The organism is Sphingomonas sp. (assembly GCF_035998645.1).
Classification (GTDB): Bacteria; Pseudomonadota; Alphaproteobacteria; order Sphingomonadales; family Sphingomonadaceae; genus Sphingomonas.
The window spans coordinates 253,303-268,019 of record NZ_DASYHL010000003.1; the positions used below are offsets into that span (position 1 = coordinate 253,303).

11 protein-coding genes are annotated in these 14,717 nt (G+C 65.8%); 8 read left to right on the top strand and 3 right to left on the bottom strand.

The window, feature by feature from the left end; genetic code table 11:
- Position 1: 1 nt before the first annotated feature.
- A complete protein-coding gene (locus VGN66_RS05115) occupies positions 2–1,132 on the bottom strand; it encodes a glycosyltransferase family 4 protein (RefSeq protein WP_327517780.1) in 1,131 nt (376 codons plus the stop codon).
- 63 nt (positions 1,133–1,195) lie between these two features.
- Entirely contained in the window at positions 1,196–2,041 is an 846-nt protein-coding gene (locus VGN66_RS05120) for an FkbM family methyltransferase (protein ID WP_327517781.1), read from the bottom strand.
- A gap of 139 nt (positions 2,042–2,180) precedes the next feature.
- Between VGN66_RS05120 and VGN66_RS05125 the strand changes: the two genes are divergently transcribed.
- The 6 genes from VGN66_RS05125 to wecC all read left to right on the top strand — a co-directional run bounded on the left by VGN66_RS05125 (position 2,181) and on the right by wecC (position 10,219).
- On the top strand, positions 2,181–3,551 hold the full coding sequence (locus VGN66_RS05125) for an O-antigen ligase family protein (protein ID WP_327517782.1): 1,371 nt from the start codon (positions 2,181–2,183) through the stop codon (positions 3,549–3,551).
- Positions 3,552–3,638: 87 nt separating this feature from the next.
- Entirely contained in the window at positions 3,639–4,340 is a 702-nt protein-coding gene (locus VGN66_RS05130) for a polysaccharide biosynthesis/export family protein (RefSeq protein WP_327517783.1), read from the top strand.
- Between the two features lie 70 nt (positions 4,341–4,410).
- On the top strand, positions 4,411–6,555 hold the full coding sequence (locus tag VGN66_RS05135; RefSeq protein WP_327517784.1) for a polysaccharide biosynthesis tyrosine autokinase: 2,145 nt from the start codon (positions 4,411–4,413) through the stop codon (positions 6,553–6,555).
- A gap of 2 nt (positions 6,556–6,557) precedes the next feature.
- Positions 6,558–7,784, top strand: a complete 1,227-nt coding sequence (locus tag VGN66_RS05140) for a hypothetical protein (protein ID WP_327517785.1) — start codon at positions 6,558–6,560, stop codon at positions 7,782–7,784.
- 58 nt (positions 7,785–7,842) lie between these two features.
- Complete coding sequence (gene wecB, locus VGN66_RS05145) at positions 7,843–8,976, top strand: non-hydrolyzing UDP-N-acetylglucosamine 2-epimerase (protein WP_327517786.1); 1,134 nt, start codon at positions 7,843–7,845, stop codon at positions 8,974–8,976.
- The gene (gene wecC, locus VGN66_RS05150; protein ID WP_327517787.1) at positions 8,966–10,219 is read left to right on the top strand and encodes a UDP-N-acetyl-D-mannosamine dehydrogenase; all 1,254 of its coding nucleotides are present in this window, start codon (positions 8,966–8,968) and stop codon (positions 10,217–10,219) included. Before wecB ends, wecC begins: the two co-directional genes overlap by 11 nt.
- 78 nt (positions 10,220–10,297) lie before the next feature.
- Here wecC and VGN66_RS05155 read toward each other — a convergent pair whose 3' ends face one another.
- Positions 10,298–11,617 carry a UDP-glucose/GDP-mannose dehydrogenase family protein gene (locus tag VGN66_RS05155; protein WP_327517788.1) on the bottom strand — a complete coding sequence of 440 codons (1,320 nt, stop codon included), beginning with the start codon at positions 11,615–11,617 and terminating at the stop codon, positions 10,298–10,300.
- Positions 11,618–11,789: 172 nt separating this feature from the next.
- On the opposite strand from VGN66_RS05155, the gene cysD reads away from it, so the two are divergent.
- Positions 11,790–12,686 (top strand): sulfate adenylyltransferase subunit CysD, encoded by an 897-nt coding sequence (gene cysD, locus VGN66_RS05160; protein ID WP_327517789.1) that lies wholly within the window; start codon positions 11,790–11,792, stop codon positions 12,684–12,686.
- Between the two features lie 115 nt (positions 12,687–12,801).
- Positions 12,802–14,715 (top strand): sulfate adenylyltransferase subunit CysN, encoded by a 1,914-nt coding sequence (gene cysN / locus VGN66_RS05165; RefSeq protein WP_327517790.1) that lies wholly within the window; start codon positions 12,802–12,804, stop codon positions 14,713–14,715.
- Positions 14,716–14,717 lie beyond the last annotated feature (2 nt).

Genomic DNA, 14,717 nt, shown 5'->3' on the forward strand with positions numbered 1-14,717 from the left:
TTCAGCGTCCCACCAGCCGGTGGATCAGCCCCTGCAAGCGCGCGGTAAAGGCGGGCAGGGCGAAATAGGCAAGCCCCTCCGGAATCTCGCGCGGCGCATCGATCACCTTGAAGATCGCCGCCTTGATCTGGGCGGGGTTATCGGGATCGACGACCTGACCGATCATGCCTTGGCGCACCGCTTCCTGCGTCCCGTCCTGATTGCTGCCGATCGCGGGTACACCGCACGCCAGCGCTTCCAGCACGACGAAGCCAAAGCCTTCGCCCTTGCTCGGCATCGCATAGACGTCGACCAGCCGGTATATATCGGCCTTTTCTTCTTCCTCGATCGGGCCGGTGAAGATCACCTTGTCGCCGACGCCCAGCGCCGCCGCCTTGGCCTCCAGCCGGGGCCGGTCATCGCCCTTGCCGACGATCAGGTAGCGCAGCTCGGGGCGTTCCTCGAGCATTTCGGGCATAAGCTCGATGATCTCGTCAAAGCCCTTGTATTTTTCCGCAGGATCGAGCCGGCCAAAGGTCATGATGACCTTTGCCCCCTCAAGCCCGTAGCGGGCGAGCAGGTCGGGCCGCTTGGGACCGATGCCGAATTCGTCGAGGTGGATCGCGTTGGGCGTCACTTCGGTCTTTTCGAGCGGCACCGGGCACCAGCTGCGAAAGCGGTCGCGCGTCACCGCGCTGACGGCACAGACCAGATCGGCGCGGCTGGCAAAGAACTTGCCGCGCGGCGTCGCATATTGCGGCCAGGCGTCGATGCCATAGATGCACAGCATCCACGGTACGCGGCGCAATCTGGAAATCGCCCATGCCACCGGCGCCAGGTTGATGTGCGCGCAATAGACCAGGTCGATGTCGGGGTTGGCGCGCAGCTGGCGCCACACCGCCTTCAGATAGTCCGCAACGCCGCCCAGGCCGGACGTGTCATAGGTCAGCTTGTCGGGCAGCGGCTGTAGTGGCGCGGACTGGACGCGCGCCACCGACACCACTTTTTTCACCGCAGGATCGGCGCACATCCCCTCGATCGCGTCGCGATTGTACAGCGCCACCCCGCCATAGCCGCCATAGGCATCGGTCGCCAGGTGCAGGATGGTCAGGCCGGCGGATCCGCGCGCGCCATGCGCCTTGGTGTCGGACATGTTCGATACTTCCCTGTCAACGGATGGGCGCCGGGGTCGCCCGGCATGCCGGGCGCCGCCGGATCAGGCGGGCAGGGCCACGTTGCTGGCTTCCCAGCTGAGGCGTGCCGCGCCCAATGCCGTCGCAACGTCGTTGCGGATCAGCGCATAATTCGCCTCGAAATAGCGGTCCAGCTCCGCATTCCACGCCGGGAAGATGGCGGGCCCGTCGGGATAGATTCGGGCGAGCTGATAGTCGGTCCCGTCGATCAGGCGGAACACCTCGTACAGGCTTCCGCGATTGGGCAGCCAGCGCCAGTTATATTCGAACTGCATCACGCCAATCGCGCCGCGCTCGAGCAGCGGCCGGATGGCGCGCAGGATTTCAATATCATGCCCTTCGGTATCGACCTTGATCAGGTCGACCCGCTCGATGCCCTGCGCGGCCAGCTGGGTCTCGATCGTGGTCAGCGGTACCGTGACGGCGCGCGTGCCGGTTTCGTCGCCCGCGCTGCCCAGATGGTTGGTGCCGCTGGTTTCGCCGACCACGACCATCTCGGCCGCGCCGACCCGGTTCGATACCGCCATCTGATGGCACCGGACCCGCGGCGCGTCCGCAAAGCGGCGCGACACATGTGCGAAGCTGCCTTCGATCGGTTCGAACAGGTCGACCGACCAGTCGAGCGCGGGGCCGGCAACCGTCGCGACTTCGGCGGTCCATTCGCCCAGATTGGCGCCGATGTCGAATGCGCGGAACGGTGTCCCGGGGGCGACGCGCCGATGGGCGTCGATCACCTGGCGGATCAGCAATGCCTCGCCATTTTCGGCAATCTCGTTGCCGATCTCCTGACGCGATGCCATGTAAAGCGACCGCCCAAGCCGCCAGCTAGTCTTGCGGCCAAGGAGTCGAAGGAGAAGGCTGGTCTTCATGGCGCCGGAATAGACGGCAAGGGCCAGAATTCAAGCGCTATCGCTGTGCCGCGCGGCCTGCCGCGTTTGCCTTGCAATCGTGAAATGCGGCCAGTATCACCCTGCCTCCCCCATTCGACCCTAGGCGTTTTTCAGCCCGATGGCGTTTCTTTCTTCTGTTCGATCGGCGGCAACGACGTCCGCGTTGCTGGTGATCGTGATCGCGATTCTGGCCGGCGGTGCATCGCGGGCGGAAGTTCCCGGCTGGCTTGCTGTGACCATCGTCGCGCTGGGGGCGGTGGTGTGGCTGGTCTGGGTGACGCCGCCGGGCGCGCTCGCGATCGACCGCGGGGCGCTGTGGTTCGCTGCAGCCTGCGTAGCGGTGCCGCTGGTGCAACTCGTTCCGCTGCCCTTTGGCATCTGGTCAAACCTGCCCGGCCGCGCGCTTGAAGTGACGGCATTCAAGGCCGCCGGTCTGGACGGTTGGCTTCCGATCAGCACCACGCCGGGGCGTACGCTGCTCGCGGCACTCGGCCTGATCGCGCCCTTTTGCGCCTTTCTGATTACGGCGCAGCTGGACCAGCGCGGGCGTCAGCGGTTGATCGTGGTCATCGTCGCGTTTGCACTTGCCAGCGCGCTGCTCGGCTTGCTCCAGGTCGCGGGTGGTGAGGGCAGTGTGCTGCGCTTCTTCCGCGTCACCGCGAATGACGCGGGCGTCGGCTTTTTTGCCAACCCCAATCATCAGGCAACGCTGCTGATGGCGGCGGTGCCGCTGGCGGTTGTCGCCTTTATCGAGCGCCTGCCGCGCCGCGGCCTCGTGCCGCCGCCGATGATCGCGGCACTCGCGGCGGTGATCGTGTTTCTTGCTGTCGGCATGCTGCTCACCTGGTCGCGTGCCGGGTTGGTGTTTCTGGCGATCGTGACGGTGGGAAGCATTCTGCTGCTGCCCGACCTGCTTCCGGACGGGCGCCGTCGCCTGATGACCCAGCGGCGGCTGTTGGTGGTCGGTGCGCTGGCCATTTGCGGTCTGGTGGCGCTGGGCATGGTCACGCTGGGCACCGATGCGGTCGAGGATGCCGTGCGTGAGCAGGGCGGTGCGCGCGTCGACAATATTCCGGTGTTTCTGCGCATTGCGCTGGACTTCGTTCCGTTCGGCTCGGGGTTGGGCAGCTTCGACCCGGTATTCCGCACCTATGAAACGCTGGACATGGTCAACCCGCGCTACCTCAACCAGGCGCATAACGAACCGGCGCAACTGTTGATCGAGGCCGGGTTGTTCGGCGCTGCGCTGATGCTGGGCTTTGCGGTGTGGTGGGGTCGCCGCGCGCGGGATGCGTGGCGCGCGCAGCCGGCCGATCTGGAGGTCACGCTGCGCCGCGCCGCAATGCTGTCCGCGTCGCTGTTCCTGATCCATTCCTTTGTCGATTATCCGTTGCGGACGCCGTCTGCAGCCGTGGTGTTTGCGGTGCTCTGTGCGCTGATGCTGCCGGCTAACACGCGGGCTTTGCGGCAGGATCGCGCGCGACGCTGACCGGTTATTGCGTTGCGAAGGGTCGGTAGGTCGGTTAAGGGTCTGGCCGCCGGACGGTGGTTTGTGCCGAGGTTTAAGGGGATCGCAGTGCGACGTTTGGTGGGTGCCGCGCTGGCATTGGGTCTGGCTGGATGTGCGGGCGACAATTTTCGCCCGGAGGATGCGGTGGCGGTGCGCCCGGTCGGAGGCGAGGCTCTGCCCGCGCCTACGCTGGCGGAAACGCAACTGCGCTCGGGTGAGTTTCAGCTTGGCGTATCGGACAAGATCGCGGTGCGCGTATTCGGTGCGCCGGACTTCAATGTCGACACGGCGGTCGATCCGACGGGGGCCGTGACTGTGCCGCTGATCGGCGATGTGCCGGCGACGGGCAAGACGACGCGCGAGCTTGCGGCCGACATCGCGGGCCAGCTCGGCGCGCGCTATGTGCGCAATCCCAATGTCACCGTTACCCTGATCGAAGCGACCAGCCGGCGCGTGACGCTGGACGGCGCGGTGCGCAACCCCGGTCGCTATGCGCTGGCCGGACCGACGACGCTGACCGAGGCGCTGGCGCTGGGGCAGGGGACTGCCGACAATGCGCGGACCAGCGAAGTGATCGTTTTCCGCACGATCGACGGGCAGCGTTTTGCCGCCCGGTTCAGCCTGCGGGATATCCGCGGGGGGCGCGCCGCTGATCCGGCCGTGTTCGGCAACGACGTGATCGTCGTCGCTGACGACCGTTCGCGCCTCTTGCTTCAGGATATCGCGCAAGCGGCGCCGATTGTCGGCATGTTTTACCTGTTCAGATAAGCCGGGATTAATGATGAGCGTGCAAGAAAGCGCAATTGACCGGCAGGGTGCAGGGCGTGATCCGGATGTGATGTCTCAGTGGGACGCGCGCATCCAGGAAGAGCGGCCGTTGACCGAATATGTCAACATCATGCTCGGCCGGAAGTGGCTGATCCTCTCGATGGTGCTGCTGGGCATCGTGGCGGCGGTGCTGATCACGCTCGGCATGCCCCAGCTGTACCGGGCGACCGCGACGATCCAGATCGACCGGGAGGCGGCACGAATTGTCGAGCAGCGAGGAGTCGAGCCGCCCGCTAACATCGGTCTTCAGGAATTCTACCAGACGCAATACGGCCTGTTGAAGAGCCGGGCGCTGGCCGAAACCGTGGTGCGCCGCCTTCGGCTTAGCGAGAATGAGGCGCTGTTGTTCGGTGCGCGCGGGCGCCCGGAGGACGACAGATATACCGCGCTGATGGCTAACCGCCGCGCGCGCGAGGCGATTGCAATCGGTGCCGTTCGCGGCGGCCTGGTGGTTTCGCCGGTGCGCGGGTCGGGCCTGGTGGATGTGAGCTTCTCGAGCGCCGACCCCAAGCTGGCCGCGCAGGTCGCAAACTCGGTCGCCGAGAACTTCATCGCGACGAATCTGTCGCGGCGCTATGACGCGACGGCCTATGCGCGCCGCTTCCTCGAAAATGAGCTTGCGGCCGCCCGTCGCCGGCTCGAGGTGTCCGAGCGCAACCTGGTCGAATATGCCAATTCGCAGCGGCTGATCACGCTCGATCGCACCAGCGAGACGGGGGCAACCTCGTCGCAGTCGCTGGCCTCGGTCGATCTTGCCGCGCTGAACGAGGCGCTCGCTGTTGCGCGCGCGGATCGTATCGCCGCCGAGGCAAAGACCCGTGGCGGCAGTGCGACGATGCAGCGACAGCTGGACGATACCGCGCTCGGCGCGCTGCGCCAGTCGCGGGCATCGCTGGCGGGGGAGCTGGCCAAGCTGCTGACCCAGTTCCAGCCCGACTATCCGCCGGCGGTCGCGCTGCAGCGCCAGATCGACGAGATCGATCGCCAGATGGGCGGCATGCGCCGTGCGGTGAGTGACTCGGTCCAGGCCGATTATCGCGCTGCCGTCCAGCGTGAGGAACAGCTGCAGACCCGTGTGAATGCACTGAAGCAGGATGTCCTCAGCGTGCGGGATCGTTCGATCCGCTACGGCATCCTGCAGCGCGAAGCCGACACCAATCGCGAACAATATCAGGCGCTGCTGCAGCGCTACAAGGAAGTCACGGTTGCCGGTGGCGTCGGGGTCAACAATGTCTCGATCATCGACACGGCGCTGCCGCCGGGCGGGCCCTACACCCCGCGTCGGACGCTCAATGTGATGATCGGCGCGCTGCTCGGCCTGATCGTCGGCGTCGGCATTGCGTTCTTGCTCGCACAGCTCGACCAGACCATCCGCTTCCCGCACGATCTGGGATCGCGCGTCGGCCTGCCGCTGCTGGGCAGCGTACCGAAGCTGGCGCGCAATACCGATGTACTTGGCGAGCTGGACGATCGTCAGTCGACGCTGGTCGAAGCGTATAACTCGATCCAGACGAGTTTGCGTTTTACCACCCGCTCGGGCGCGCCACGCAGCATTCTGGTGACCAGTTCGCGCGCGGCCGAAGGCAAGACGACGACCAGCTTCGCGATCGCACGCAATTTTGCGAAGCTCGGCGCGCGGACGCTGCTGATCGACGGCGACATGCGCAATCCTGCGATCCATCGCGGACTCGGCATCGCCAACAGCCAGGGGCTGAGCGACGCGCTGTCAGGCGGCAACCCGCTGGATGGCATCCGCCCGCTCGACGACAATCTGAGTGTTCTGACCGCCGGTCCGCTGCCGCCCAATCCGGCCGAATTGCTGGCCGGTGACCAGATGGCCAAGGTGCTGGAGGAGCTGCGCGGCCATTTCGACCATATCGTGGTTGACGGTCCGCCGGTCCTCGGCCTTGCCGATGCGCCGTTGATTTCGAGCTGTGTCGAAGGAACGGTGTTCGTGGTCGCCGCGCGCAACACGCCGGTCAAGGCGATGCAGATCGCGCTGCAGCGCCTGGCGCGGGCACACGGCCATCTGCTCGGCGGCATCCTGACGAAGTTCGACCAGAAGGATTCGGCCTACGGTTACGGCTACACCTACAGCTATAACTATGGCGACAACGATCGCTGGTCTGCGGGGAGCGGCAAGTCCGACGCCTGACGATGGCTGACGTAGTTCTCCCGAGCCGGAGCCGCCTGAGCCGGGTTGGCGTGCTGGTGCTGGCGCTGATCCTGCTGGCGCTGAGCGTGCAGACGGGGCTTGGGTTCACCCTTGCCCGTTCGGCGGCGGCGCTCGCCTACCGCATCGACCCGGGCAATCCCGAAGTCGCGGCGGCCAAGGCCAATTTCCTGGTGATGACATCGACCAGCGCCGCGGCTGTAAAGCAGGTGGAGCAGGTCGCGCGTGAAGCGGTGGCCGGCGCCCCGCTGGCGCCGCTGGCAGTCCGCAACCTCGGCTTTGCGATTCAGGCCGCCGGGCGCAAACGCGAAGCGGTCGGCTTGGTCGATATTGCCGGCAAAATCTCGCGCCGCGACTTCCTTGCCCATGCGTGGCTGCTGGAAGAACGTAAGCGTGAAGGACGCATGGCAGACGCGGTCTTCCAAGCGGACCTGCTGATGCGTCAACGAACGTCCAATTATACCCAGGTGATGCCGATCATGGTCGGGCTGCTCGCCAACCGTGGCACCGTCGCACCGCTGGCGCGCGCACTGGACGGCGATCCGGTGTGGCGGTCGTCCTTCCTCGACGCGATGGGTTGGGACGCGAGCAACCTGGAGAACAAGCTCGCGCTGCTTGGCGCGATCCGCCAGCTCGGCAGTCCCGCGACGAACCGCGAGATCGCCCCGCTGTTTCGTCGGGCGTGGGACAAGGCAGATCCGCGGATGCTGCGGGGGCATTGGGACCGGCTGGTGACGCTTCCGGACGGTGGGCGCTCAGGTTTGCTGATCGATGGTGGTTTCGAATATCCCGATATCCCGCCGCCCTTTACCTGGACGCTCTATCCCAATCAGGAAGTCTATGCGGAGATCGCGCGGCGCCCCGATTCCGGCCATGCGCTGTTTGCCTCGTTCGAGGGGACCCGCGATGTCGAGTTTGCCGGTCAGCAGCTGTTGCTGGCGCCCGGGCGCTACCAGTTGACCGGCACGGTGATGGGCCAGGATCGCGTGATGTCCGGCCAGTTCCGCTGGACCCTGCGCTGCGGCCGCGACGGGACGACAGTCCAGTCGATCCCGCTAAACCCGACGCTCGACCGCTGGACCCGCTTTGCGGCGACGCTGACCGTGCCGGACAGCTGTCTCGAACAGCAGCTATGGCTGGTCGCCGGGCCGAGCGATCCTGCGGCGCTTGCATCGGTCCTGGTGGACTCGCTGGCGCTGCGCAAACTCTGACTCGATTTCAACCGGCAGGGGTGCAGGCCGGTTCAGCATCTTTGGGGGATGATCGCGAATGACGCAGGCTGAAAAATCACGGGTCCTCGTCATCTTCGGGACGCGGCCGGAAGCCATCAAGCTGTTCCCGGTCATCGAAGCGTTGCGCGCGTGCCCGCAGATCGAGCTTCTGGTCTGCGTGACCGGGCAGCATCGCGAGCTGTTGCACCAGGTGCTCGAGATGGCGGGGATCGTCCCAGACATCGATCTGGGCCTGATGCAGCCGGGTCAGTCGCTCGACGTCCTGACCTCGCGCCTGTTGCTCGCGCTGGGTGAAGTGATGGACGAACATCGTCCCAGCCGGGTGATCGTCCAGGGCGACACCGCCACCGCGATGGTCGGCGCGCTAACCGCCTATTATCGCCGCATCCCGGTGTCGCATGTCGAGGCGGGGCTGCGGTCGGGCAACCTCTATCACCCCTGGCCCGAGGAGGTGAACCGCAAGATCATCGGCACCATCGCCGACCAGCATTTTGCGCCGACCGAGACTTCGGCGGCGGCGCTGCGGGCGGAGAATGTCGATCCGGCGACGATCCATGTCACGGGCAATACCGTGATCGATGCGCTGCACGCGATGCGCGCGCGGATCGCCGCCGATCCGGGGCTGGCCGCCGGGATGGACGGTCTGCTCGCGCGCGCAGCCGGGCGTCGCATCATCGTCGTCACGACCCACCGGCGCGAGAATTTCGGCGGCGGGATGGAGGCGATCGGGCGGGCAATCGCGCGGATCGCGGCGCGCGACGACACCTATGTCGCCTTCCCGATCCACCCCAACCCCAATGTGCGTGGCCCGATGAATGCGCTGCTCTCCGGGCGCGACAATGTCGAGATCATCGACCCGCTCGACTATCCCAATTTCGTCCGGCTGCTCTCGCAAAGCCACATCGTCCTCACCGACAGCGGCGGGGTGCAGGAAGAGGCACCCGGCTTCGGCAAGCCGGTGCTGGTGATGCGCGACACGACCGAACGGCCCGAAGGCGTCACCGCCGGCACCGCCCGGCTGATCGGGACGCACGAGGAACAGATCGTCGCTGCGGTTGAATTGCTGCTGGACGACGAGGCCGTCTACGGGGCAATGGCGCGCGCGCACAATCCATTCGGCGACGGCCACGCCAGCGGCCGCATTGCAAAGGTGATCCTCGATGCCCTCTGAAACGCCCCCGACGATTGCCGTCATCGGCCTTGGCTATATCGGCCTGCCGACTGCGGCGGTGGTCGCGCGCACCGGTGCACAGGTGCGGGGCGTCGATGTCAGCGCGCATGTTGTCGAAACGGTGTCCGCCGGTCGCGTCCATATCGAAGAGAATGACCTCGATGCGCTCGTCCAGGCGGTCGTGGCAAATGGGACGCTGACCGCCTCGCTCGACATGCCGCGCGCCGATGTTTTCGTGATCGCGGTGCCGACCCCGTTCAAGGAGGGGTTCGCGCCCGACATCAGCTATGTCGAGGCAGCGGCGCGCGCGGTCGCCCCGATGCTGGAGCGCGGCAACACCGTCATCCTCGAATCGACCTCGCCCGTCGGTACGACGGAAACGATCCGCGACATCCTTGCCGGATTGCGCCCTGATCTGACCTTTCCGCATGCGTCGGGCGATGACGCAGATATCGCGGTAGCGTATTGCCCCGAACGGGTGCTTCCTGGCCGCATCCTTGAGGAGCTGGTGTCCAACGACCGGTGCATCGGGGGCATTTCGAATGCCTGCGCAACCCGCGCACTCGGCTTCTACCAGCGCTTCGTTAAGGGCGATTGCCTGCTCACTACCGCGCGCACGGCGGAAATGGTGAAGCTGGTCGAAAATGCGTTCCGCGACGTCAACATCGCTTTTGCCAACGAGCTGTCGGTGATTTCCCACGGCCTCGACCTCGACGTGTGGGAGGTGATCCGCCTCGCCAACCGCCATCCGCGCGTCAACATCCTTCAGCCGGGACCCGGGGTAGGCGGCCACTGTATCGCGGTCGATCCCTGGTTCATTGTCCATAGCGATCCGCAGAATGCGCGGCTGATCCGTACCGCGCGTGAAGTGAATGACGACAAGATCGACTTCACCATCGCCCGCGCGGTGGAGCAGGTCGAGCGCGGCGGCGATGCGCCGATCGCGGTGCTCGGCCTCGCGTTCAAGCCCAACATCGACGATCTGCGCAGCTCGCCTGCGGTCGAGGTCGCGCTGCGCCTGGCCGCCCGATATGGAAGCCGCGTGCGGATCGTCGAACCCTATATCGACGCGCTGCCCGCTGCATTTGCCGATAGCGGCGCGACGCTGGTGTCGCTCGACGCGGCGCTCGACAGCTGCGGCAGCGCGATCCTGCTGGTCGACCATGACGCGTTCAAGGCGCTCGACCAGGCCCGGCTCGCGTCGCTCGCGGTGCATGATTCGCGCGGAATCTGGCGGAACTGAGCCACCCCGGCGCGCCGTATCGCCATCTCCCGTCGCTCCGCTCTCTTAACGACGGGGACTTGAAGGGCGGCTGTCCGGTTAGCCGCCGGGCGGCGTCCGCCCCACGCCGACCAGGGTAAAGCCGGCATTCGCCGCTTCTGCCTCGGGGTAGATATTGCGCAGGTCGACCAGCAGCGGCGTGCTGAGCAGCTTCTTCATCCGCCCAAGGTCCAGCGCACGGAATTCGTCCCATTCGGTAACGATCACCAGCGCGTCTGCGCCGTCAGCGGCGGCATAGGGGCTGGCCGAGAATTCGACGTCCTTAAGCAGCGGGCGGGCCTGTTCGACGCCCTCGGGGTCGTAGGCGCGGACGATCGCGCCGGCGTCCTGCAGCGTCTGGATGACCGCCAGGCTGGGGGCGTCGCGCATATCGTCGGTATTGGGCTTGAAGGTGAGACCGAGGATCGCGACGGTCTTGCCGCGCACGTCGCCACCCATCGCCTTGATCACCTTGCGCCCCATCGCGCGCTTGCGGCTGTCATTGACCTGCACCGTCGCCTCGACGATCCGCAGCGGGGTTTCATTGTCGTCGGCGGTCTTGAGCAGCGCCAGCGTATCCTTGGGGAAGCACGATCCGCCATAGCCGGGGCCGGCGTTGAGGAACTTGCGCCCGATGCGGTTGTCCATGCCGATGCCGCGCGACACTTCCTGCACGTCGGCGCCGACCTGTTCGCACAGGTCCGCAATCTCGTTGATGAAGGTGATCTTGACCGCGAGGAAGGCGTTGGCGGCATATTTGATCAGCTCGGCAGTGCGGCGGCCAGTGAACAGCAGCGGCGCCGACTGGTTGAGCGAGAGCGGGCGATAGATGTCGCGCATCACCTGGCTTGCGCCCTCATCCTCGCTGCCGATGACGACGCGGTCGGGGCGCTTGAAGTCGGCGATCGCCGCGCCTTCGCGCAGGAATTCGGGGTTGGAGACGACGGTGATGCCCTTGTCGGGGGCGATTCGCGCGACGATCCGCTCGACTTCGTCGCCGGTGCCGACGGGCACGGTCGATTTGGTGACGATCACCGCCGGGCCGTCGAGTGCGGCGACGATCTCCTCGGCCGCCGCGAAGACATAGGACAGGTCGGCATGACCGTCACCGCGCCGGCTGGGCGTGCCGACCGCGATGAACACGGCGTCCGCGCCCTTGACCCCTTCGGCAAGATCGGTGGTGAAGGACAGGCGCCCGGCCTTGACGTTCGACGCGACCAGCTCGGCGAGCCCCGGCTCATAGATCGGCATGACATTCTGATGCAGCAGCTCGATCTTGCGCGCGTCCTTGTCCACGCACACCACATCATGCCCGAAATCGGAGAAGCACGCTCCGGAAACCAGGCCGACATAGCCCGTGCCGATCATCGCAATACGCACGCTTGGTATCCCTTTCGTCGCGGCAGCCCGCCGCCCTATGCACAGCCGAGCCGCGCCATGCGACCCAAAAATGGCGTTGGCAGGGCAGGAGGCAAGGGCGCGCATCGTGCGTAAGGCCGCCTAAACAAATACTAGATCGCAGGCGGCGGGCGTGGTGCATAGATGACCGCCTATGAATTCCCTGACACATCTTGCCCGGCTGGAGGCCGAGAGCATCCACATCCTGCGCGAAGTGGTTGCCGAGGCCGAGCGGCCGGTGATGCTCTATTCGGTGGGCAAGGACAGCGCGGTGATGCTGCACCTGGCGAAGAAAGCGTTCTTCCCCGCGTCCCCGCCATTCCCGCTGCTGCATGTCGATACGACGTGGAAATTCCGCGCGATGTACGATCTGCGCGACAAGGCGGCGCGCGATGCCGGCATGGAGCTGCTGGTCCACCACAATCCTGAGGCGATGGCGCGCGGGATCAACCCGTTCGATCATGGCGGTCTGCATACCGACATGTGGAAGACCGAGGGGCTGAAGCAGGCGCTCGACAAGTTCGGCTTCGACGCGGCGTTCGGCGGCGCGCGGCGCGACGAGGAAAAGAGCCGCGCGAAGGAACGCGTGTTCAGCTTCCGCTCGGCCAGCCACCGCTGGGACCCCAAGGCGCAGCGGCCCGAGCTGTGGCGGCTGTACAATGCGCGCAAGGCCAAGGGGGAGAGCATCCGCGTCTTCCCGCTGTCCAACTGGACCGAGCTGGATATCTGGCAGTACATCCGCGCCGAGGGGATCGAGATCGTGCCCCTCTATTTCGCCGCGCCGCGCCCGACCGTGGTGCGCGGTGGCCTCACGCTGATGGTCGATGACGACCGCTTCCCGCTCGACGGCGAGGAGCCGGTGATGCGCTCGATCCGCTTCCGCACGCTCGGCTGCTACCCGCTGACCGGCGCGGTGGAGAGCGAGGCGGCGACGCTGGACGATGTGATTCAGGAGATGCTGCTGACCACGACCTCCGAGCGTCAGGGGCGTGCGATCGACCATGATCAGGCGGCGAGCATGGAAAAGAAGAAGCAGGAGGGTTACTTTTGACGCGCGCGCAGTATCTCCCCTCCCGCTTGCGGGAGGGGTCGGGGGAGGGCCTGTCCTCCCCGACGTCGCCTGAGACATGCCCTCCCCTAACCCCTCCCGCAAGCGGGAGGAGGATGTGAGCAGCAGCTACCGCCCCGACGCCCTCATCGCGTCCGACATTTCCGCCTATCTCGAACAGCATCAGTCGAAATCGCTGCTGCGCTTCATCACCTGCGGGTCGGTGGACGACGGCAAGTCGACGCTGATCGGGCGGTTGCTTTACGATTCGAAGATGATCTTCGAGGATCAGCTCGCCGCACTCGAAGCCGATTCGAAGCGGGTGGGGACGCAAGGGCAGGAGATCGACTTCGCCCTGCTCGTCGACGGCCTTGCCGCCGAGCGCGAGCAGGGGATCACGATCGACGTCGCCTATCGCTTCTTCGCGACCGAAAAGCGCAAGTTCATCGTCGCCGACACGCCGGGGCATGAGCAGTATACGCGCAACATGGTCACCGGCGCATCGACCGCCGACCTCGCCGTCATCCTGATCGACGCGCGCAAGGGCGTGCTCACGCAGACGCGGCGACACAGCTTCCTCGCGCACCTGATCGGCATCCGTCACATCGTGCTGGCGGTGAACAAAATGGATCTGGTCGGCTATGACCGCGCGACCTTCGATGCCATCGTCGCCGATTATCGCGCGTTCGCTGAGAGCATCGGCATCGCCGCGTTCACCGCGATCCCGATTTCGGGGTTCAAGGGCGACAACATCACTGCCGCCAGCGCCAACACGCCCTGGTATGCCGGGCCGTCGTTGATCGAGCATCTCGAAACCGTGCCGGTCGGCGATGACGCGGCGGCGCGTCCGTTCCGCATGCCCGTGCAATGGGTCAACCGCCCCAATCTCGATTTCCGGGGATTCGCCGGCACCATTGCCAGCGGGTCGGTGAAGCCGGGGGATGCGGTGCGCATCCTCCCCTCGGGCCGCACCAGCCATGTCGCGCGGATCGTCACCTATGACGGCGATCTGGCCGAGGCCGGACGCGACCAGTCGGTGACGCTGACGCTGACCGACGAGGTCGATTGCTCGCGCGGCGACATTATCGTCGCGGCCGATTCCCCGCCCGAGGTCGCCGACCAGTTTCAGGCGACAATCGTGTGGATGGATCAGGAGGAACTCCTCCCCGGCCGCGCCTATTGGCTCAAGCTCGGCACACAGACGGTCAGTGCGACGGTGCAGCCGCCGCGCCACGTCATCTGCGTCAACACCATGGCGGAACTGAGCGCGAAGACGCTGGCCCTCAACGATATCGGCGTGGCGGAGGTCTATACCGACCGTCCGGTCGTGTTCGAATCCTATGCCGACAGCCACGACCTTGGCGGCTTCATCCTGATCGACAAGCTGACCAACGCCACCGTCGCGGCGGGGATGCTCAACTTTTCGCTGCGCCGCGCGCAGAATGTCCATTGGCAGGCGCTGGAAATTACGCGTGAGGCGCATGCCGCGCAAAAGGGGCAGCATCCGCGCTTGTTGTGGTTCACCGGCCTGTCGGGGTCGGGCAAGTCGACCATCGCCAATCTGGTCGAGAAAAAGCTGCACGCGCTGGGCAAGCACAGCTTCCTGCTCGACGGCGACAATGTCCGCCATGGGCTGAACAAGGATCTGGGCTTCAGCGACGCCGACCGGGTTGAGAATATCCGCCGTGTGGGCGAGGTCGCCAAGCTGATGTGCGACGCGGGGCTGATCGTGCTCACCGCCTTCATCTCGCCGTTCCGGGCGGAGCGGGAACTGGTGCGGCGGATGCTGCCCGAAGGCGAGTTCTTCGAGATCTTTGTCGACACCCCGCTGGAAGAGGCCGAGCGCCGCGACGTGAAGGGCCTCTACAAAAAGGCGCGCGCGGGTGAGATCGCCAATTTCACCGGCATCTCCAGCCCCTATGAAGCCCCGATGACCCCGGAAATTCGCATCGATACGCAAGCCATGACGCCCGAGGCCGCCGCCGATCTGGTGGTCGAGCATATCCTTGGCATCTGGTCGCCGGTGCTGTGACG

Coding starts and splice junctions, on each gene's coding strand:
- VGN66_RS05135 (WP_327517784.1), top strand. CDS start 4,411: ATGTCTCAGTGGGACGCGCGCATCCAGGAAGAGCGGCCGTTGACCGAA.
- VGN66_RS05125 (WP_327517782.1), top strand. CDS start 2,181: ATGGCGTTTCTTTCTTCTGTTCGATCGGCGGCAACGACGTCCGCGTTG.
- VGN66_RS05115 (WP_327517780.1), bottom strand. CDS start 1,132: ATGTCCGACACCAAGGCGCATGGCGCGCGCGGATCCGCCGGCCTGACC.
- wecC (WP_327517787.1), top strand. CDS start 8,966: ATGCCCTCTGAAACGCCCCCGACGATTGCCGTCATCGGCCTTGGCTAT.
- wecB (WP_327517786.1), top strand. CDS start 7,843: ATGACGCAGGCTGAAAAATCACGGGTCCTCGTCATCTTCGGGACGCGG.
- VGN66_RS05120 (WP_327517781.1), bottom strand. CDS start 2,041: ATGAAGACCAGCCTTCTCCTTCGACTCCTTGGCCGCAAGACTAGCTGG.
- VGN66_RS05140 (WP_327517785.1), top strand. CDS start 6,558: ATGGCTGACGTAGTTCTCCCGAGCCGGAGCCGCCTGAGCCGGGTTGGC.
- cysD (WP_327517789.1), top strand. CDS start 11,790: ATGAATTCCCTGACACATCTTGCCCGGCTGGAGGCCGAGAGCATCCAC.